Source organism: Actinoplanes sp. TBRC 11911 (assembly GCF_012933445.1).
Taxonomy (GTDB): Bacteria; Actinomycetota; Actinomycetes; order Mycobacteriales; family Micromonosporaceae; genus Actinoplanes.
The window spans coordinates 1-19195 of record NZ_JABBNC010000022.1 but is presented as its reverse complement, the minus strand read 5'-3'; the positions used below and the strand labels follow the sequence as shown (position 1 = coordinate 19195).

The following is a 19195-nucleotide window of genomic DNA, read 5'->3' as shown; positions in this document are numbered from 1 at the left end:
GCTCCCAATCGCCTGAGGACTGGTCGCGACGCTAGCCCCAAGCACCGTCCCGGAAATCATCCGCGACTGGTGATTGGTCCGCGTGATCCCTTCTGGACACGTTCATCAGGGCGACGTGATCGCCGCGGACCTCGCCGACCATGGCGAAATCGGACCGGTCCACAGCGCAGCAGAACGGGAAGATCGTCGGACAGGTCGAGGCGTCCGGACTCGGGTTGGCTCGCATACGCGCGGGCATGTTCGGCGGCGCCCCGCGTGATGCCCGCGACCAGCTCCGCCCGCCCCGGCTCGGCACCTTGGAGAAGATCGCTCAGGTATCTCGCACAGGCAAGGTCCTCCGCGGTACGCCCCGTGCAGACCAGCGTGCACGGCGCCCCGGCGTGACTCGTGCGGATCCACCGCGCGGTGGCAGCGGCGTTCCGTGCCGATGCCGCCAGCAGCGCCACCGGGTCACGATGCCGGACGAGCCCACGCGTCCCGTTCGACGTCGCCTGGACCAGACGCCGGCCCCGAAGCCGCGCGGTCGACATCTCGAACGGCGAGTTCCCGACGTCGAAGTCCGCCGGCTTGAGCCCTCCGGTCTCGCCGACGAGAAGGCAATCGGGATACCGGCGCCGGAGATCTCGGCCGGCCTCCGACGTCGCCGCACAAAGTATTTCCGTGGCACCACGCTCGAACGCGACCGCGGCCGTCGTAAAGGCTCGGATGACGTCGATGACGACAACGACAGTGCCGGGCGGGACCTCCGCATCCATCCCGACGATCGCCACGGCACGCACCGGAACGACCCTATCGCCCCGCCGAGATCCCGGCCGGACGCCGGCGGCGGCTGGTGCACAATGACCTGATGCAGGACGAGGGTGACGCGGCGATGAACTCCCGGCGCTGGATGACCGACACGACGGCGCTGTTTCTCGAGACGGCCGCCGCGCTGCCCCTCGGCCCGGACAGCCTGCTGCCCGGCTGGAGCCGCGCGCACGTGGTCGGGCACGTCGCGGCCAACGCCGAGGCGCTGATGAATCTGGTGCGGTGGGCGCGGACCGGCATTCCCTCCCCCATGTACGCCTCCCCGCAGGCCCGGGCCGACGGCATCGCACTGGCCAGCCGGTTACCCGCGGATGAGCTGTCCGCGTGGCTGCACAGCTCGGCGGCACGGCTCGACGCGGCGTTCGCGGAGCTCACCGACGAGCAGTGGCGGAACCCGGTCGTCACCAACTCCGGCCGCACCGTGCCGGCCACCGAGATCGTGTGGATGCGCGCCCGCGAGACGTCGGTGCATTCCGTCGACCTCGACGCCGGGGTGACCTTCGCCGACCTGCCCGCCGGCCTGCTCACCGCCCTGTGCGACGACATCGTGGCCAAACGCGGCAAAGGCGCGGGCCTGACGCTGACGGCTACCGACGCCCCCGGCCGCTGGCAGCTCGCCGAGGTGGCAGGCCCGGGAAGCGTGTCCGGCCCGCTCGCCGAGATCACCGCGTATCTGACCGGCCGCCCGCATCGTCTGGACGCGGCGCCCACCCTTCCTCCATGGCTCTGACGAGCAGGCGTACGGCGGGATTGGTGGTGTCGCTCGGATAAGCCAACGCGATGTCGAGCGTCGGCACCGGCGCGGTGAACCGCCGCAGTCGCACACCGGGCACCTTCAGCGCGCGGGCCCGGCCCGCCGGAACCGCCGCCACGACGCTGCCCTGCGCCACGGCCCGCAGCAGTTGCTCGTCGTCCGGTTCGTGGCGGACCAGGTTGAAGCCGCCGCCCGGCCAGACCTGCGCGATCGTGCGGTCGAACATACCCGGGCCGTTCTCCCGCGGCCACATCACCGCCGGGACACCCACCACGTCCGTACGGGAGATCCGGCGGCGGCCCGTCAGCGGATGGCGGGCCGGCACCGCGAGCAGCAACTCCTCGCTGTCGAGGTGCCGGACGGTCAGCGCGGGCTCGTCGAGAGGCGGGCGCACGAACGCGGCGTCGAACCGGCCGGACAGCAGGCCGGCCACGTTCGGGGCGGTCCAGCCGGTCTCCGGAACCACGTCGACCTGCGGGTGCGCCGCCCGGAAGCGAGCAACCAGCGCGTCCACCCGGCCGCCGCGCGCCGACCGCGTGTAGGCCAGCCGCAGCCGGCCGTCGCGACCGTGCACGGCCGCCAGTATCCGGGCCTCGGCGGCGTCCACTTCGGCCAGCAGCCGGGACGCCTCGGCGGCGACGCGCTCGCCCACCTCGGTGAGCGTGCAACCGCGTGCGTGGCGGACCACCAGGTCGGTGCCGAGCTGGCGTTCCAGCGCCCGGATGTGCTGGCTCAGCGCCGGCTGGGTCAGGTGCAGACGGGCCGCCGCCCGGGTGAAGTGCAGCTCCTCGGCGAGGGCGCGGAAGGAACGGAGGCGGTCCAGGTCCATCCTCGAACCGTAGAACGAATTCCCGGCGTACGGGATAAGCGGTTGTGATGGGTGGTGCGGCAACCGGAATTGGCCTCCGCGCCGGAGATGGCCGCAGGGTCGGGGCATGGCGGATGTGGTGGTGGTGGGCGGCGGTATCATCGGGCTCACGGCGGCGCGGCGGCTGCAGCAGCGCGGGGCGGACGTGACGATCTGGACCGCCCATGACGTACGGGACACGGTGTCCTCGGTCGCGGCCGCGGTCTGGTATCCGACGCATACCGACGATGACCCGCGGGTGCGTCGGTGGGCCGCGTCGGCGTACCGGGAATTCATGCGCCAGGCCGACGCCGGTGTGCCCGGGGTGATGGTTCGCCACACCCGGATGGTGCTACGGTCGCCGCTCGCGGCATTGCCGTGGTGGGCCCGGTCCATCGGCGACGCGGTCCTGGCCGGCGGCGAGCTCCGCTTCAGCGCGCCGCTGGTGGAGATGGACACGTACCTCGCGTGGCTTCTGTCGCAGCTGGTGGACGGTGGTGCGACGGTCGTGCGACGGCGGCCGGTGTCGCTGGCCGCGGCGTCGGCGGCGGCGCCGATCGTGGTGAACGCGACCGGGCTGGCAGCCCGCGAGCTGTGCGGCGACACGGCGGTGTATCCGGTGCGCGGCCACATCGTGCTGGCCGACAATCCCGGCCTCGTCGAGTCGGTGCGCGACGAGGACAATCCCGCGGGCCTCACGTATGTGCATCCGCGCGGCGACGATGTGGTGCTGGGCGGCACGTTCGAGGAGGGGCTCTCGTCAGTGGCGCCGGATCCGGTTGAGGCGGCGGCGATCGTGCGGCGTTGTGGTGCGGTTGTGCCAGAGCTTTCCGGCGTACGGGTAAGGGGGTCGCGGATTGGTCTGCGCCCGGCTCGTCGGGGTGGTCCGCGGGTGGAGGCCGAGGGTCAGGTCATCCACGCGTACGGGCATGGTGGCGCGGGCGTGACACTGTCGTGGGGGTGCGCGGATGACGTGGCTTCATGGGGCGATCACCTCGCGTAGCAGGAGGCGGCTGCGCAGCCCCCGGACGCGGAGTCCGGCCTTGAGACGGTGTGGTTTCATCTCCGCGAATGTCGGATCCGCGGCGAGTGCTTCGTGGTAGTGGTGACGGCCCTGCCACCCGTTCGGGTGCGGTGGCAGGGCTCCGGGGTATCGGCGGCGCCTTACTTGACCGCCAGTTCGCCTAATTCGGACCAATCGTCCTGGTCGACCGTCTGGCTGATGATCTTCGGGGTGTGGGCCAGGTGCTGCGGCAAGTCCTGCTGGGCCTGCTTGAAGTGCGCCGAATTCACGTGCGCCGCCCCGGCATCCCCGTCGCGGAACGCCTCCACCAGGACATACTCGTTCGGGTCGTCCAGGCTGCGGGACCACTCGAACCACAGGTTGCCGGGCTCGTTGCGGGTCGCTCTCGTGAACGGGCCGGCGATCTCGGGCCACCTCTCGGCGTACTCGGGCTTGATGGTGAATTTCGCCGTAATGAAGATCATCGTGGGCCACCTTTCGCGCGATCAGCCATTGGTCTTCCCCTCTCTCTGCCCTCGTCGCACGCTGGGGGTCATGAGCGGCAAGGGCACCGGCGTCCTTCAATCCGTCGAGCGGGCGATGCGCGTATTGGACCACGTCGCCGCCGCGGCCGGCCCGGTCGCTGCCAAGAACGTCGCGAAGTCGCTCGGACTCACCCTCCCGACCACCTATCATCTGCTGACGACGCTCGTCGCGGGGGGCTATCTCGTTCATCTCGCGGACGAACAGGCGTACGCGCTCGGGCACCGCGTCGATGACCTGGCCCGAGGGTTGCACCGGCAGATCGCGGTGCCGCCGGAGGTCCGCCGGGTCGCCTCGGTCGTGCACCGCGAGGCGCAGGCCGCGGCCTACTACGCGGCGCTGCGGGACGCCGAGATGATCGTCGCGCATGTGGCCGAATGCCCGGTGCATCCGCGAATCCATCCGCTGAACGTCGGGTTCCATCAGGCGCCGCACGCCACCGCGTTCGGCAAGCTGATGCTCTCCACACTGACCGCCGAGGACTGCGAGACACTGCTCGACCACACCGGAATGCCCGCGGTAACCAACGAGACGGTCACCGATCGTGGCGTGTTGCGGCGGCAGTTACATCAGGTACGGGGTACCGGCCTCGCGGTCGAGGTGGACGAATTCCAGCACGGGCTCAGCTGCATGGCCGCCCCCGTGACCGACGCGGCCGGCCGTTTCGTCGGCGCCCTGGCGATCTCGATGCCGACCACCCGATTACGTACGGACCGGTGGTCGGTCGAGCGCGCGGTCCGGCTCGGCGCCGTACGGGTGACGCGCGTGATCGCGCAGCGCCGCTTCGCCTGACCCCCGGGCGCCGACTTGAGCGACGGGCCGTCGGGAGTTGCCATCCGTTGCGGTGACTGCCATCTGGCGTTCACACCTGTTTCGGTACGCCCGTCGTCCGTGCTTCCTAGCGTCCGTGGCGCGCGCGCACCGCCCGCTGTCAGGTTCACCACGGCTGCTGCCGGGCTGGTGGTCGACCGCACCCGAAGACGCGAAAGGCCCAGGAATGTCAGAAGAATCCCAGCAAACTCGAATCTCCCGTCGCAACGCGCTTGGCCTGTTCGGCGCGACAGTGTCCGGCGCCGCGGCCGGACCGCTGGTCCTCGGCGCCGGAGCCGGCGAGGCGGCCCCGGCGAAGTCGGCGGTCACCGGTCTCACCACCGGCTCGTCCACCACCCCCGTCCAGGGCCTGCACCTGACCTTCGGCGCCGACCCGCGCAGCCAGATGGTCGTCTCGTGGGTCACCGACGCGGCCGTCAAGAACCCGCGGGTCGTCTACGGCACGCTCAGTGGCGGCTTCGGCTCCACCGTGCGCGCGACCACGAAGACCTACGTGGACGGCACCTCCGGGCGGACCGTCTGGGTCCATCACGCGCTGATCAGCAAGCTCAGGGCCGATACCGATTACCTGTACGCGGCCCAGCACGACGGCGCCACCCCGGACGCCGGCACCTTCCACACGGCGCCGTCCGGCCGGTCCTTCTTCACCTTCACCAGCTTCGGAGACCAGGGTGCGCCCAGCGTGACGTGGAAGACCGGCGCGAATCCGGCGGACGCCTCGGGACGGGACTTCGAGCCCAACGCCACGCCCGCCGCCGCCGACATCGTCACCGGCATCGAGAAGGTCGGCCCGCTGTTCCACCTCCTCAACGGTGACCTCTGCTACGCCAACACCGGGCCCGACCGCGTTCGCGTCTGGCACGACTTCCTCGCCAACAACAGCCGCTCGGCGCGGTTCCGTCCGTGGATGCCGGCCGCGGGCAACCACGAGATCGAGCTGGGCAACGGCAAGCTCGGCCTCGACGCGTACCAGACCTACTTCGAGCTGCCCTCGACCGAGACGCAGCCCGAGCTCGACAACCTCTGGTACTCCTTCACGGTCGGCTCGGTGAAGGTGATCTCCCTGCAGAACGACGACATCGCCCTGCAGGAGGGCGGCGACGTCTACATCAACGGCTACTCCGGCGGCCGGCAGCTCGCCTGGCTGGAGAAGGAGCTCAAGTCGGCGCGGGCTTCGAAGGACATCGACTGGATCGTCATCTGCATGCACCAGGTGATGATCAGCTCGGCGACCGCCGCGAACGGCCCCGACCTCGCACTGCGCGCGGCGTACGGCCCGCTGTTCGACAAGTACGGCGTCGATCTGGTGGTCTGTGGCCACGAGCACGACTACGAGCGCTCGCTGGCGGTGCGGGGCGTCGTTCCGGGCAGCGTCACCCTCACCCCCAACCCGAGCCAGGCCGCGCTCGACGTGATCGACAGCGCGCACGGCACCACGCACATGGTCCTCGGCGGTGGCGGCGTCTCCGGCATCACCAACAACAGCTTCACCATGGACGACGCCGACGGGCACGGGCATCACTCGGCGTTCGTCCAGACCCAGCACGTCGGCAAGTTCAACTCGGTCAAGGAGCAGGAGACAGCGGTCTGGATCGGCGTACGCGACGCCGAGCACCCGTACGGCTTCGCCGAGTTCACCGTCGACCCGGGCCGTCACCCCGGCGACATGACCCGCATCTACGTGACCTACTACAACATCATCACGCCCACCGGTGAGTTGTCGGTCTTCGAGAAGTTCACGCTCGAACGCCGCCGTAGCGACGGCGGCCACAGCGGCCACGGCGGGCACTGACCCACCGCTTCGTCAACGCCTGGGCCGGTGTCCGGCCCAGGCTTTCGCCATGGACACGGAGAACCGAGTCTAGAGATCTTTTCGGCCCGGTCCGTCCGATTGCGATCATTCGTACCCGGTTTCATTTTTTCGCGGCGGCCGTGGCGCCGGGCGGGCCCTCTTAATACGATCGGCGTTGGATTAATGGCTCAGTAGGAGGGACTGACCATGGCTAATCCCACAATTGTTCTCATCCACGGCGCGTTCGCGGACGCGTCCGGCTGGAGCCGTCTGCACGCCGAACTGGCGGGCGACGGCTTCACGATCAAGGCACCGCCGAATCCGTTACGCGGCATCACGGTCGCGGACGCCGAGTACACGAAGAGCGTCATCGAGCAGATCGAGGGGCCGGTCCTGCTCGTCGGCCACTCCTACGGGGGTGCCGTCATCACCGCGGCCGGGGTGGCCGACAACGTTGTCGGGCTGGTTTACATCGCCGGCATGGCGCCCGACGCGGGCGAGGACCTTGCCACGTTCCAGGGCCAGTTCCCGGCGCCGGCGGTGGGCCCGTTCCTGCGGCCGTCGCCGCTGCCGGACGGCGGCGCCGAGTTCTCGATCGACCCGAGCGGGTTCCACGAGGCGTTCTGCGCAGACCTGCCGGAGGCGGAAGCCGCGTTCATGGCGATCTCACAACGCCCGCTCTCCGGGGTGGCGTTCACCGAGAAGGCCCCGACGCCGGCGTGGCGGACCCGCCCGTCCTGGGCGGTGCTGCCGACCGCCGACGGCACGATCCACCCGGACGTGCACCGGTTCTCCTACGACCGGATGGGCGCCAAGGTGACCGTCGCCGAGGGCGCGTCGCACGTGGTGATGATGTCCCGCCCGGCCGTCGTGGCCGACGTGGTGCGCGAGGCGGCCGCGAGCACCGCCACCAACGAACGATCGATCAGGTAGGCGCGGGCGACGAGACGCCCAGGTCCCGGTGCGGGGGCCTGGGGATCGCGGTCAGGACGACAGGCGGATGCGGACCCGGCGGTTCTGGCGGCCCTTGCTCTCCACCTTCACCACCTCGACATGCCCCACCTGCCCGGTCGACGCGACGTGGGTGCCGCCGTCCGCCTGCACATCCAGGCCGACGATGTCGATCACGCGGATCTCCGGCTCGTCCAGCGGCGGCAGCGCGTCCTGCGTCCGCACCAGCGTCGGGATCTCCAGGGCCTCCGCGCGTGGCAGGACGCGGGCCACGATCTTGCGGTCGGCGGCGATCTCGGCGTTCACCGCGTCCTCCAGCGACTGCTTGAAGCCGGGCGGGACCTCGGGCAGGTTGAAGTCCATCCGGGCCTCGCCGGGCTGCATGTTGCCGCCGGTGACCAGGGCGCCGAAGTCGCGGAAGACGGTGCCGCACAGGATGTGCAGGCCGGAGTGGGTGCGCATCAGCGTGCTGCGGCGTTCGTCGTCGATGGCGCCGCGCACGGCGGTGCCAACCGGCGGGATCGGGTCGCCGGGAGCGGGGATCAGGCGGAAGTCGTCGCCCTTGCGGGTGTCCACGATCCGGGTCTGGACGCCCTGCCAGAGCAGGACGCCGTGGTCCGGCGGCTGCCCTCCCCCGCCAGGGTAGAAGGCCGACCGGTCGAGCACGATGCCCGCCTCCGGGTCGGCGGGGTCGGACCACAGCACGGTGCAGTCCCACTCGCGCAGCGTCGGGTCTTGCCAGTCCAGCCGTTCACCCATGGGCAAACTCTAGGCCAGCCGACCCGGCGTCACGCGACATCAAGCTCCCCCGGCACCTTCAGGTCATAAAGCCGCGCCGCGTTCAACCCCAGAATCTTCCTCTTCATCGCCGGCGTCAGCACTCCGTACTCCCCTTGCATGTCCACCGGAATCTGGAAATCGACGAACTTCTCCACCAGCCATTTCGGCTGCCAGATCGCATAGTCACTGCCGAACAACAGGCGATCCGCGCCGAGCCAGTAGACCAACTCCCCCATGATCTGCGCGAAATAGCGCGGCCGCGAATGCAGGAACGGCATCGCCATCGCCAGCCCGCCGTACACGTTGGGCTCCTGCGTGGCGATCCAGCAAAAGTCCTCGAGCCGCGGCAGCCCGACATGTTCGACGATGAACCGCAGGCCGGGAAACGCCGTGGCCGCATCATCGACGTCGGCCACGTCGAACGCGTCCCGGTTCATCGGGTAAACCGTCGGCCCTTTATGCACATGAATATTGACGATCCCCAGTTCACGACATTTTTCCAGATACCGGTACGCCCACGGGTCGCTGAGCTTCCAGCCCTTCGAATCGCCCTTCCACTCCGCCGTGTACAGCATCACGCCCTTGAGCTGCCAGCGCTCCTGCAACCGTTCAAGCTTGTCCAGCCCGGCCTCGCCGTCGCGCGGATCCCACCGCCCGTTGACGATGAACCGGCCGGGATGACGGGCGGCGATGTCACCGTTCTGCGCCGTCGTGTTGAACCCGTTGACGAACCAATCGGTCAGATAGGTGCTCTGCAGAACGGCGACGTCGTCGTACCCGGACTCGAACAAGTCGTAGATCATGCGCTCCTCGGGAAAGCGCTCGAACTCTTCGAGGGTCCACCGGTATTCGTACGGGGAGAGGTTCGTGTGGTAGTCGTAGAAGCACTTGACGAACCCCTCGCCGTACCGGTTGAGCTGGTTCGCCGGGCTGCCGTCCCAGAAATGGGTGTGGCCGTCGACGATGAAGTAGCTCTGCCCGTCCTTGCTGTACAAAAGGGCCCCCTACGGAACGAGGATTCCGCGCCCCCGCAGCCGGCCGGCCTCGAGATCGTCCATCGCCTCGTTGACCGCGGTCAGCGGGTAGGTCTTGGTGTGCAGGGTGACCTTGCCCTGGGCGGCGAGCGTCATCAGCTCGTCCAGGTCGTTGTAGGAGCCGACCAGGTTGCCGATGATGTTGCGTTCGGTGGAGATCAGATCGATGGTCGGGATGTTCACCGAGCCGCCGTAGCCGATCACGAAGTAGTTCCCCGCCCGCTTGGTCATGGCGAGTCCCTGAGCCTCGGCGCCCTGCTCGCCGACGAAGTCGAGGACCAGGTCCGCGCTGTCCTCGAGGCCCTTGCCCTCCGGGCGGACCTCGTGCGCGCCCAGCTCGCTCGCCAGGGCGCGAGCGCCGTCGTTCGGGTCGATCACCACGACGCGGGTGGCGGTCATCGCGACCAGGCACTGGATGCCGATGTGGCCGAGCCCGCCCGCCCCGATCACCACGCAGGTCGTCCCGGGGTAGAGCAGCGGCACCGCCTTGCGCACCGCGTGGTAGGCGGTGAGCCCCGCGTCGGCCAGCGCCGCCACGGCCGCCGGTTCCAGGCCGGGGGCCAGCTTGACCACCGAACGGGCCGACGTGAGCAGGAACTCGGCCATGCCGCCGTCGACGTCGATGCCGGGGAACTTCGAGTTCTCGCAGTGCACGTCGTCGCCGGAGCGGCACGGCCGGCACAGCCCGCAGGTGACCAGCGGGTGCAGGATGACGGCGTCGCCGGGGGCGACGTTGGTGACGGCCGGGCCCACCTCGCGCACCCAGCCGGCGTTCTCGTGGCCGATCACGTACGGCAGGGTGACGCCGGATTTCTCCGCCCACTGCCCTTCCATGATGTGCAGGTCGGTGCGGCACAGCCCGGCCGCACCGACCTGGACCAGCACGTCGAGCGGGCCGGTCACCTTAGGTACGGGTATGTCGTCGACAGACGGTCGTTTTCCGTAGGAGTGAACTCGCACAGCCTTCATCGGCTCGTCTCCTCGCCTCGCCGGGTCGTCCTTATGCGACCCTGCAAGGCGAGGCGATCAGTGCGTTAGCTCGGGTTCAGATGATGACAACGGCGTTTCCGCCTCCGGCGCCTCGTCGGGAACCTTGCGCAGCTTGTTCGGCCACCACATCGCCCCGCCGATGTCCAGGTTGAGCGCGGTCACCAGCACCGACCGGACGATCAGCGTGTCGAGCAGGACGCCGAACGCGACCGCGAACCCGATCTCGGCGAACGCCACCAGCGGCAGGCTGGCCAGGGCCGCGAACGTGCCGGCCAGCACGATGCCGGCGCTGGTGATGACGCCGCCGGTCGCGGCGAGACCGATCAGCGCGCCCCGCCGGGTGCCGTGCTGCTGCGCCTCCTCCCGTACCCGGGTCATCAGGAAGATGTTGTAGTCGATGCCCAGCGCGACCAGGAACACGAACACGAACAGCGGGAACGACGTGTCCTCGCCGGCGAAGCCGAACACGTGCCGGAAGATCAGCGCGCTCACGCCCAGGGCCGCCGCGAAGGAGAGCACGACGGTACCGATCAGGATCAGCGGCGCGACGATCGCCCGCAGCAGCAGGCCCAGGATGATCAGCACGGCCAGCAGCACCAACGGCATGATCAACCGGTTGTCGTGCCGGTTCGCGTCGTTGATGTCGACGGTCATCGCGGTCAGGCCGCCGACCTTGGCGTCCGCCCCCGGGACCTGGTGCACGGCGTCGCGCACCCGTTCCACCGTGGCCTGCGCGGCCTTCGAGTCGGGCGCGTCGGCCAGGGTGCCATCGAGCAGGACCAGGTCACCACGCACGATCGGGTCGGCCACCGCGGTGATGCCGGGCGTGCTCGCGAGCGCCTGACGCACCGCGGCCTCGGCCAGCGCGTTGGCGATCACCGTGACCGGCTGGCCGCCGCCGGCCGGGAAGTGCCGGGCCAGCGCCTGCTCGCCGACCACCGACGGCTGCTCCTTGGTGAACGAGTCCGCCGTGGACAGGCCGTTGGCGTTGAGCTGCAGCAGGCCGAGCGCCATCGCGCCGAGGGCCAGCGCGGTGCCGATCCAGACCGCGCGGGGCCGGCGGGCGATGCGTCCGCCGACGCGGGCCCACAGACCGGTCGCGGTCGGCTCGGCCGTGCCGTACTTCGGCCGCACCGGCCAGAACAGCCACCGCCCGAAGATCACCAGCAGCGCGGGCAGCAAGGTGATCATGGCGAACAGGCCGACCACCACGCCGAGCGCCGCGACCGGGCCCAGGCCGCTGGTGGAGTTCAGCTCGGCCAGGGTCAGGATCGACATGCCGATGGCCACCGTCGCGGCGCTCGCGATGATCGCCGGCCCGGCCCGGTGCAGCGCGAACCGCATCGCCTCGTGCCGGTCCTCGTGCCGGCGCAGCTCTTCCCGATAGCGCGCCACGAGCAGCAACGCGTAGTCGGTGCCGGCGCCGAACACCAGCACCGTGAGGATGCCGGCGCTCTGCGCGTTGACCACCAGCCCGGCGTGTTTGGCCAGCAGATAGATGACGCCCTGCGCGGTGGTCAGCGCGACGCCCGCGGACACGATCGGCAACAGCCAGAGAACCGGGCTCCGGTACGTGATCAGCAGGATCACGGTGACCACGAGCAGGGTGGTGTAGAGCAGCGTGCCGTCGATACCCTCGAACGCCGAGGCGGAGTCGGCCGCGTTGCCGGCCGGGCCGGTCAGGTAGACGTTGAGCCCGCTCGGGGCGCCCGCGGTGACCGCCTTGACGTCGTCGACGACCCCGGCGATCTTCTCCCAGCCGTCGGCGTCGACCTTGATCGGCACGATCGTGGAGATCGCTGCCTGGTCCTGCGACTCGGCCGGGCCGACCACCTGGCCGCTGACGCCGGCCACCGACGCGAAGGCGCCCGCGTCGGCTTGCGCTTTCTGCCGATCGGCCTGGGTGAGGCCGCCCGTACGCTCGTAGACGAGCACCGCCGGGATGATGTCGTCGGGCTGGAACCGGGTCTGCAGGTCGGCGACCTGAGTGGCTTCGGCGTTACCCGGCAGCCACGAGGAATTGTCATTCTTCTCGACGCCGGTCAGTTTTCCGGCCAGCGGCGCCGCGATCGCCAGGATCACGATCCAGAAAGCCAGCACGATCCATTTCGTCCACCGGCCGCAGACAAGCCGCGCCACACCACCCGTAGCCATCGCGTCTCCCCCCGAGACAAGACACTGGTCCGGCGCAGCGTAAGCCCGAGTCGATTGCGCAACCAACCATCGTTCGGTCTATATCAGGGTTTTCTCAGGGGACAATTCAGCCGGACCGGACTGCCCGTGCACGAACCTTTCCCATTCGGCATAATCCATGGGGTGACGAATTGGGAGTACGCGCGGCTCGAGTACCGCGCGGCGGGCACCCTCGGCGGCGACCGGTTCATGGACTGGACGGCCACCTTCCATCACCCCGGCGGGTTGCTGCGCTGGGGCACCGACGAGCGCTTCGACGACCTGCGCCATCTCAACCGGGCCGGGGCGGCCGGCTGGCAGGCGTACGACCGGACGGCCATCCACGTGAAAGACGAGCCGCACCGCCTGAGCAATGTGACCTACAGCATGCGCAGGCCGGTGCCTTAGCCTTCACCAGTGGCCACGAAAGAACCCGGACGCACCCTGATCGCCTCGAACAAGAAGGCGCGGCACGACTACGCGATCCTCAAGACCTACGAGGCGGGCATCGTGCTCAACGGCACGGAGGTGAAGTCCCTGCGCGAGGGCCGGGCGTCTCTCGTCGACGCCTTCGCGCAGGAACACCACGGCGAGATCATGCTGTACGGGCTGCACATCGCCGAATACGGATACGGGAGCTGGACGAACCACGCCCCGCGCCGCACCCGCAAGCTGCTCCTGCACAAGTCCGAGATCGTGAAGATCCTGCACCAGCTCGACGACGGCAACGGGCTCACCCTCGTACCGCTGTCGATGTATTTCCAGGACGGCTGGGCCAAGGTCGAACTGGGCCTGGCGCGCGGCCTCAGGTCGTACGACAAACGGCAGGTCCTGGCCACCCGGGACGCCCAGCGAGAGATCGCCCGGGAGATGGGCCGGCGCCTGAAGGGGCGCCGGTAGCATCGGTGGCGTGGAATTCGGTATAGACACCTTCGGCGATGTCACGATCGGCGAGGACGGCAACAAGCTTCCGTACGCGCAGGTGATTCGCAACGTGGTCGCCCAGGCGGAGCTGGCCGAACAGGTCGGGATCGACGTGTTCTCGGTCGGCGAGCACCACCGGGACGACTTCGCGATCTCCGCGCCCGAGATCGTGCTGGCCGCCATCGCGGGCCGCACCGAGCGGATCAAGCTCGGGACCGCGGTGACCGTGCTGAGCTCGGATGACCCGGTCCGGGTCTTCGAGCGGTTCGCGACGCTGGACGCGGTCTCCCGCGGACGCGCCGAGATCACGCTGGGGCGTGGCTCGTTCACCGAGTCGTTCCCGCTGTTCGGGTTCGATCTCAGCGACTACGAGCGGCTCTTCTCCGAGAAGCTGGACCTGATGGTCGAGCTGCTGAAGGAGCAGGCGGTGACGTGGTCGGGGTCGGTGCGGCCGCCGCTGACCGACCAGCAGGTCTACCCGAAGACCGAGTCCGGACATATCCGTACTTGGGTGGGTGTGGGGGGAAGCCCCGAGTCGGTGGTGCGGGCGGCGCAGTACGGCCTGCCCCTCGTGCTGGCCATCATCGGCGGCGAACCGGCCCGCTTCGAGCCGTACGTCGACCTTTACCACCGCGCGCTGAAGGAGTTCGAGAAGCCCGACTTACCGGTGGCGGTGCACAGCCCCGGTTTCGTGGCGGAGACGGACGAGGAGGCCCTCGAGACGGTGTGGCCGCACGCGCGCACCATGATGAACCGGATCGGCCGGGAGCGGGGCTGGCCGCCGCTCGCCCGCAACCGCTTCGAGGAGGACATCAACACCGGCGCCTGGCACGCGGGCTCCCCGGAGACGGTGGCGCAGAAGATCGCGAAGACGATCACCGACCTGGGCATTCAGCGGTTCGACCTGAAGTACTCGGTCGGCACCCTGCCGCACGACAAGCTGATGCGGGCCATCGAGCTGTACGGGACGCGGGTCATCCCGCGGGTGAAGGAACTGCTCGCCTGAGCGTGTGCGACAAAACGCCGGCCGGACCTCGCGGGTCCGGCCGGCGTTTTTGCTGGATCGCCGGGGCTACTTGATGTCGAGCTGGGCGCACTTCGCCGCGTACTTGGCGGTGCACAGCTGGTCCTTGGTGACGGTGCCGTCGTCGACCAGGTCCTTGATGCCGTCGAGGGTGATCGCCCGCGGCGTCAGGGCCACCATCGGGACGTACGCGCCGGACTCCGGGTCCTTCTCCGGGACCGTCGTGGCGCGCACCTTGGTGCCGTTGTAGAGGTCGATCGCGAGGTCCGCGGCCGCGGCGGCCTCCGGCTGGAACGGCTTGAGCACCGTCATGCACTGGTCACCGGCGAGGATGTTCTGCAGGCCCTGCACGGTGGCGTCCTGGCCGGTGACCGGCACCTTGCCGTTCATCTTGTGCTTCTTGAGCACGGCGATGACCGCGTTCGCGATGCCGTCGTTCGCCGCCAGCACCGCGTTGATCTTCGGCTGCTGAGTCAGCATCTGGGTGAAGATCGCGGTGGCCTCGTCCTCGTCCCAGTTGGGCACCCACTGGTCCGGGCCCTTGGTGTAGCGGCCGTCGTCGTAGAGCGGCTGCAGCAGCTGGTCGTAGCCGGTCTTGAACAGGGTGGCGTTGTTGTCGGTGGGCGACCCGTTGAGCTCGGCGACGATCGGGTCCTTGATGTTCTGGTCCTTGATGCAGCCCTGCAGCGAGCCCGCCTGCGCCTGGCCCACCTTGCCGCCGTCGAAACTGACGTAGTAGTCGGCGCCGCCGTTGAGCGTCATCCGGTCGTAGTCGATGACCGGGACGTGCTTGGCGTGCGCGGCGTCGATCACGGCCTTGCCGCTGTCCGCGTCGAGGTTCGCGATGATCAGCACCTTGGCGCCGCTGTCGACCATCTGCTCGCCGATGCGCTTGAAGTTCTCCGGGTCGCCCTGGGCGTTCTTGATATCAGATTTGATCTTGGCGGCGTCGAACTTCTGCTTCAGGAACTTGGGGTCGTCGCTCGTCCAGCGCGTCGAGCTCTTGGTGTCCGGCAGGATGACGCCGACACGGGCTCCGGTCTCGCCACCGGCGATCGCGCCACTACTGGCGTCACTCGAGTCATCCGAGCCGTCACAGGCCGTCATGACCGTCGTCGCCATCAAGCCGACCGCGGCGAGGGCCAGCAGTTTGGTGCGCATGGGGGTAGTCGTCCTCTCCAAGGGGTCCCGAGCTGTGCCGGACGTCGAAACGCCGGACAAGTATCGGGCAAGCCCCCGTGTACATGACAGGGGGTACGGGGGCCGAGAGAAAAATAGTTCATTTCCCGTGAGTAAGCACCCTCTGGCTACGTACGGTCGTAGCGTCCACTCTGACCGAATCGCGGAGAAGATCGTCCGTTCGGTCAGAATGCGACAGATCAGGTCGCCTGGCACGGTCGGCAGGAGCGTACGCGACGCCCGCCCGCGGACGCTGTGTCGCAGGCCACGTTCCCCTCGTCCGCATGCGAAGACGGTTACCAGTTGACCGCTATGTACTTCGACTCCAAGTACTCCAGCAGGCCCTCGTGGCCGCCCTCGCGACCGATGCCGCTCTGTTTCACCCCGCCGAACGGGGCGGCCGGGTCGCTGACCAGGCCGCGGTTCAAGCCGACCATGCCGGCCTCGATCGCCTCGCTCACCCGCAGCCCGCGCGCCAGGTCGCCGGTGTAGACGTACGCCACCAGGCCGAACTCGGTGTCGTTGGCGAGCCGTACGGCCTCCTGTTCGGAGCCGAACGTGACGATCGGCGCGACCGGCCCGAAGATCTCCTCGCGCAGGATCGGCGCGTCGGCCGCCACCCCGGTCAGCACCGTCGGCGGGTAGTAGAAGCCGGGGCCGTCCGGACGCGTGCCGCCGGTGACCGCCGAGGCGCCGCTTTCCAGCGCGCCGCGCACCAGACCGTCCACCTTGGCCACCGTGTCCTCGTTGACCAGCGGTCCGACCTGCGTCTTCTCGTCCGTGCCGGGACCGACCACGAGCGCGGACATCCGCGAAGCGAGCAGCCGGGAGAACTCGCCGGCGATCGACTCCTCGACGTAGAAGCGGTTCGCCGCGGTGCACGCCTCGCCGCCGTTGCGCATCTTGGCGATCATCGCGCCGTCCAGCGCCGCGTCCAGGTCGGCGTCGGCGAACACCACGAACGGGGCGTTGCCGCCCAGCTCCATCGACGTGTTCACGACCTGGTCGGCGGCCTGCGCGAGCAGGATCCGGCCCACCTCGGTGGAACCGGTGAAGGACAGCTTACGCACCCGCGGGTCGTGCAGCATCTTGCCCACGACCTTGCCCGAGCTGCGCGAGGGCAGCACGTTGACCACGCCGTCCGGCACACCCGCCTCGGCCAGGATCGCGGCCATCGCGAGCGCGGTCAGCGGCGTGTCGCTGGCCGGCTTCAGGATCACCGTGCAGCCCGCCGCGAGCGCCGGACCGATCTTGCGGGTGGCCATCGCGGCCGGGAAGTTCCACGGCGTGACCAGGACGCACACCCCGACCGGCTGGCGCACCACCACGATCCGGTTGGCCCCGCTGGGCGCGGTGGTGACCAGCCCGTCGCCGCGGACCGCCTCCTCGGCGAACCAGCGGAAGAACTCCGCGGCGTACGTGACCTCGCCCTTCGCGTCGGTCAGCGCCTTGCCGTTCTCCAGGCTGATCAGCTTGGCCAGCGCGTCGGCGCGCTCGGTCATCAGCTCCCAGGCCCGGCGCAGGGCCTCACCGCGTACGCGAGGAGGTGTCGCCGCCCAGCCCGCGGCCGCCGCGGAGGCCGCGTCGACCGCCGAGATCGCGTCGCTCTCGCTGCCGTCCGCGACCGTGGCGATCACGTCGCCGGTCGCGGGATCGAGCACGTCGAATCGATTCCCCGAGGACGCGGGGACCCACTTGCCACCGATGAAGAGTTCAGTTTCCACAAACCCCAGCATGGTCCCGTACGCCGGTGCGCGCTACACATCACACAAATGGCTCGATTCGTGCGGGTATGACCCGGGTACCTCGCAACAATGAGCGTGCAAACCATCGCCGATCAGGATCGGGGCTTTTTCGGACAGCCCCGGGTACTGGCCAACCTTTTCGGCGTTGAGCTGTGGGAACGGTTCTCGTTCTACGGCATGCAGGGCATCCTGCTGATCTACCTGTACTTCGGGGCGGCCCAGGGCGGTCTCGGCATCAGCCAGGCCACGGCGACCAGCATCGTCGGGGCGTACGGGGGAACTGTCTATCTCTCCACGGTGATTGGCGCCTGGCTCGCCGACCGGATGTGGGGCGCCGAGCGGATCCTGTTCGTCAGCGCGGTCGTCGTCATGGCCGGCCACATCGCGCTCGCGACCGTCCCCGGACTCACCGGCGTGGCGGTCGGCCTGATCCTGATCGCGCTCGGCAGCGGCGGCGTGAAGGCCACGGCGACCTCCATCGTCGGCACGCTCTACGCGCCCGGCGACGAGCGGCGCGACGCCGGGTTCTCGCTGTTCTACCTGGGCATCAACCTGGGCGCGCTGGTCGGGCCGCTGCTCACCGGCCTGCTGCAGAAGGACGTCGGCTTCCACTACGGCTTCGGCGTGGCGGCGGTCGGCATGGCGATCGGCCTTTTCCAGTACGCCTTGGGCCGGCGCCGCCTCAGCGATGCGGCCGGTGCGGTGGCGAACCCCCTGCCCGCGCGCCAACGGCCGTGGGTGTTCGCGGCGGCCATCACGGTCGCGGTCGTCGTCGCGTTGCTGGCCTTCACCGGCATCATCACCGCGGCCTCGCTGTCGAACGTCGTGGTGGTGCTGAGCATCGTGGTGTCGATCGCGTACTTCTGGCTGATCCTGGCCAGTCGGCGCATCACCCCGGTGGAGCGGCGCCGGGTCGTCGCGTTCATCCCGATGTTCATCGCGAGCGCCGCGTTCTGGTCGCTGTACCAGCAGCAGTTCACGGTCGTGACCATCTATTCCGCCGAGCGGCTCGACCGCAACCTGTTCGGCTGGCAGATGCCGATCGCCTGGGTCCAGTCGATCAACCCGGTCTTCATCATCATCCTGTCCGGCGTCTTCGCGGCCCTGTGGACCCGCCTGGGCCCGCGGCAGCCCGGGACCCCGGTGAAGTTCGCGCTCGGCACGATCGTGATGGGCGTGGCGTTCCTGCTGTTCCTGCCGTTCGCCGGCAGCGGCCCGAACAGCGTGCCGTTGCTCGGCCTGTCCGGCATCATCCTGGTCTTCACGTTCGCCGAGCTGCTGCTCTCCCCCGTCGGGCTGTCACTGTCCACGAAGCTCGCGCCGGAGGTCTTCCGTACGCAGATGGTGGCGCTGTTCTTCCTGTCGGTGGCGCTGGGGACGGCGCTGTCCGGGACGCTGGCGAGCTACTACAGCCCGGACCGCGAGGTGCCGTACTTCGGCATCCTCGGCGCGATCGCCATCGCGATCGGCGCCATCGTGTGGGCCCTCAACCCGCCGCTGCGCCGCTTGATGGGTGGAGTTCGCTGACGACTTGCCGGGCACCGCATCCTCCCGGCCCACCGCCGCGCATATCCGACATTTCCGGTGACCGAGGTGGACGGGCTGAGCGCGCTGGGCCGCCGTGCTCAGCGAGTGGCTCGCGGCGCTTCCATATCGTGGGACTCGTGGCCGGCTAGTGGGACCGGCGACCACATCCTGAACCCAGCGCCCGCGATGTGGGACTCCCGTCCATTGTGGAGCGATTTTTGCCCGGTAATGCGCCTTTCGTACGGCAGGCTTTCCCGGCCAGATGTGAACCTTGGAAAGTTATGGTTCGTAT

Annotated in this window: 18 protein-coding genes; 9 read left to right on the top strand and 9 right to left on the bottom strand. The window is 69.2% G+C overall.

The features are described from left to right. Positions 1-56 precede the first annotated feature (56 nt). Positions 57-755 carry a 2-phosphosulfolactate phosphatase gene (locus HH310_RS45860; protein ID WP_396027546.1) on the bottom strand — a complete coding sequence of 233 codons (699 nt, stop codon included), beginning with the start codon at positions 753-755 and terminating at the stop codon, positions 57-59. A 92-nt stretch (positions 756-847) separates the two neighbouring features. Here HH310_RS45860 and HH310_RS26350 point away from each other — a divergent pair, with 92 nt between their 5' ends. Next, entirely contained in the window at positions 848-1537 is a 690-nt protein-coding gene (locus tag HH310_RS26350) for a maleylpyruvate isomerase family mycothiol-dependent enzyme (protein WP_248294436.1), read from the top strand. Here the strand turns inward: HH310_RS26350 and HH310_RS26345 are convergent. Then, positions 1470-2390 (bottom strand): LysR family transcriptional regulator, encoded by a 921-nt coding sequence (locus tag HH310_RS26345; RefSeq protein WP_169178345.1) that lies wholly within the window; start codon positions 2388-2390, stop codon positions 1470-1472. The genes HH310_RS26350 and HH310_RS26345 overlap by 68 nt on opposite strands. A gap of 106 nt (positions 2391-2496) precedes the next feature. On the opposite strand from HH310_RS26345, the gene HH310_RS26340 reads away from it, so the two are divergent. After that, positions 2497-3411, top strand: coding sequence for an FAD-dependent oxidoreductase (locus HH310_RS26340; protein ID WP_169178344.1), 915 nt, complete (start codon positions 2497-2499; stop codon positions 3409-3411). A 161-nt stretch (positions 3412-3572) separates the two neighbouring features. Here the strand turns inward: HH310_RS26340 and HH310_RS26335 are convergent, their stop codons facing one another. Next, positions 3573-3896: a putative quinol monooxygenase gene (locus HH310_RS26335; protein WP_169178343.1), complete on the bottom strand. Its 324-nt coding sequence runs from the start codon at positions 3894-3896 to the stop codon at positions 3573-3575. Positions 3897-3966: 70 nt separating this feature from the next. On the opposite strand from HH310_RS26335, the gene HH310_RS26330 reads away from it, so the two are divergent. The 3 genes from HH310_RS26330 to HH310_RS26320 all read left to right on the top strand — a co-directional run bounded on the left by HH310_RS26330 (position 3967) and on the right by HH310_RS26320 (position 7510). Next, a complete protein-coding gene (locus HH310_RS26330; protein ID WP_169178342.1) occupies positions 3967-4746 on the top strand; it encodes an IclR family transcriptional regulator in 780 nt (259 codons plus the stop codon). Between the two features lie 205 nt (positions 4747-4951). Beyond that, complete coding sequence (locus tag HH310_RS26325; protein ID WP_211192656.1) at positions 4952-6577, top strand: metallophosphoesterase family protein; 1626 nt, start codon at positions 4952-4954, stop codon at positions 6575-6577. Positions 6578-6784: 207 nt separating this feature from the next. Further along, positions 6785-7510 carry an alpha/beta fold hydrolase gene (locus HH310_RS26320; RefSeq protein ID WP_169178341.1) on the top strand — a complete coding sequence of 242 codons (726 nt, stop codon included), beginning with the start codon at positions 6785-6787 and terminating at the stop codon, positions 7508-7510. A gap of 51 nt (positions 7511-7561) precedes the next feature. Here the strand turns inward: HH310_RS26320 and HH310_RS26315 are convergent, their stop codons facing one another. The 4 genes from HH310_RS26315 to HH310_RS26300 all read right to left on the bottom strand — a co-directional run bounded on the left by HH310_RS26315 (position 7562) and on the right by HH310_RS26300 (position 12486). Continuing rightward, the gene (locus HH310_RS26315; RefSeq protein WP_169178340.1) at positions 7562-8287 is read right to left on the bottom strand and encodes an alanyl-tRNA editing protein; all 726 of its coding nucleotides are present in this window, start codon (positions 8285-8287) and stop codon (positions 7562-7564) included. 29 nt (positions 8288-8316) lie between these two features. After that, on the bottom strand, positions 8317-9303 hold the full coding sequence (locus tag HH310_RS26310) for an amidohydrolase family protein (protein WP_169178339.1): 987 nt from the start codon (positions 9301-9303) through the stop codon (positions 8317-8319). 9 nt (positions 9304-9312) lie between these two features. Beyond that, a complete protein-coding gene (locus HH310_RS26305) occupies positions 9313-10245 on the bottom strand; it encodes an NAD(P)-dependent alcohol dehydrogenase (protein ID WP_312034325.1) in 933 nt (310 codons plus the stop codon). A 123-nt stretch (positions 10246-10368) separates the two neighbouring features. Beyond that, positions 10369-12486, bottom strand: coding sequence for an MMPL family transporter (locus tag HH310_RS26300; protein WP_169178337.1), 2118 nt, complete (start codon positions 12484-12486; stop codon positions 10369-10371). Positions 12487-12648: 162 nt separating this feature from the next. On the opposite strand from HH310_RS26300, the gene HH310_RS26295 reads away from it, so the two are divergent. Genes HH310_RS26295 through HH310_RS26285 form a run of 3 tightly spaced genes read left to right on the top strand, consistent with a single transcriptional unit; the run spans position 12649 to position 14434 of the window. Continuing rightward, positions 12649-12912, top strand: coding sequence for a hypothetical protein (locus HH310_RS26295; protein ID WP_169178336.1), 264 nt, complete (start codon positions 12649-12651; stop codon positions 12910-12912). A 9-nt stretch (positions 12913-12921) separates the two neighbouring features. Then, on the top strand, positions 12922-13404 hold the full coding sequence (smpB, locus tag HH310_RS26290; RefSeq protein ID WP_169178335.1) for an SsrA-binding protein SmpB: 483 nt from the start codon (positions 12922-12924) through the stop codon (positions 13402-13404). A gap of 1 nt (position 13405) precedes the next feature. Continuing rightward, on the top strand, positions 13406-14434 hold the full coding sequence (locus HH310_RS26285; protein ID WP_169178440.1) for an LLM class flavin-dependent oxidoreductase: 1029 nt from the start codon (positions 13406-13408) through the stop codon (positions 14432-14434). Positions 14435-14500: 66 nt separating this feature from the next. Here HH310_RS26285 and HH310_RS26280 read toward each other — a convergent pair whose 3' ends face one another. Together HH310_RS26280 and HH310_RS26275 are read right to left on the bottom strand one after the other, a co-directional pair. After that, on the bottom strand, positions 14501-15613 hold the full coding sequence (locus tag HH310_RS26280) for a sugar ABC transporter substrate-binding protein (protein WP_169178334.1): 1113 nt from the start codon (positions 15611-15613) through the stop codon (positions 14501-14503). Positions 15614-15927: 314 nt separating this feature from the next. After that, on the bottom strand, positions 15928-17367 hold the full coding sequence (locus tag HH310_RS26275; RefSeq protein WP_169178333.1) for an NAD-dependent succinate-semialdehyde dehydrogenase: 1440 nt from the start codon (positions 17365-17367) through the stop codon (positions 15928-15930). Between the two features lie 78 nt (positions 17368-17445). Here HH310_RS26275 and HH310_RS26270 point away from each other — a divergent pair, with 78 nt between their 5' ends. Continuing rightward, complete coding sequence (locus tag HH310_RS26270; protein ID WP_169178332.1) at positions 17446-18903, top strand: peptide MFS transporter; 1458 nt, start codon at positions 17446-17448, stop codon at positions 18901-18903. Positions 18904-19195 lie beyond the last annotated feature (292 nt).

Coding starts and splice junctions, on each gene's coding strand:
- HH310_RS45860 (WP_396027546.1), bottom strand. CDS start 755: ATGGATGCGGAGGTCCCGCCCGGCACTGTCGTTGTCGTCATCGACGTC.
- HH310_RS26350 (WP_248294436.1), top strand. CDS start 848: ATGCAGGACGAGGGTGACGCGGCGATGAACTCCCGGCGCTGGATGACC.
- HH310_RS26345 (WP_169178345.1), bottom strand. CDS start 2,390: ATGGACCTGGACCGCCTCCGTTCCTTCCGCGCCCTCGCCGAGGAGCTG.
- HH310_RS26340 (WP_169178344.1), top strand. CDS start 2,497: ATGGCGGATGTGGTGGTGGTGGGCGGCGGTATCATCGGGCTCACGGCG.
- HH310_RS26335 (WP_169178343.1), bottom strand. CDS start 3,896: ATGATCTTCATTACGGCGAAATTCACCATCAAGCCCGAGTACGCCGAG.
- HH310_RS26330 (WP_169178342.1), top strand. CDS start 3,967: ATGAGCGGCAAGGGCACCGGCGTCCTTCAATCCGTCGAGCGGGCGATG.
- HH310_RS26325 (WP_211192656.1), top strand. CDS start 4,952: ATGTCAGAAGAATCCCAGCAAACTCGAATCTCCCGTCGCAACGCGCTT.
- HH310_RS26320 (WP_169178341.1), top strand. CDS start 6,785: ATGGCTAATCCCACAATTGTTCTCATCCACGGCGCGTTCGCGGACGCG.
- HH310_RS26315 (WP_169178340.1), bottom strand. CDS start 8,287: ATGGGTGAACGGCTGGACTGGCAAGACCCGACGCTGCGCGAGTGGGAC.
- HH310_RS26300 (WP_169178337.1), bottom strand. CDS start 12,486: ATGGCTACGGGTGGTGTGGCGCGGCTTGTCTGCGGCCGGTGGACGAAA.
- HH310_RS26280 (WP_169178334.1), bottom strand. CDS start 15,613: ATGCGCACCAAACTGCTGGCCCTCGCCGCGGTCGGCTTGATGGCGACG.
- HH310_RS26275 (WP_169178333.1), bottom strand. CDS start 17,367: ATGCTGGGGTTTGTGGAAACTGAACTCTTCATCGGTGGCAAGTGGGTC.
- HH310_RS26270 (WP_169178332.1), top strand. CDS start 17,446: ATGAGCGTGCAAACCATCGCCGATCAGGATCGGGGCTTTTTCGGACAG.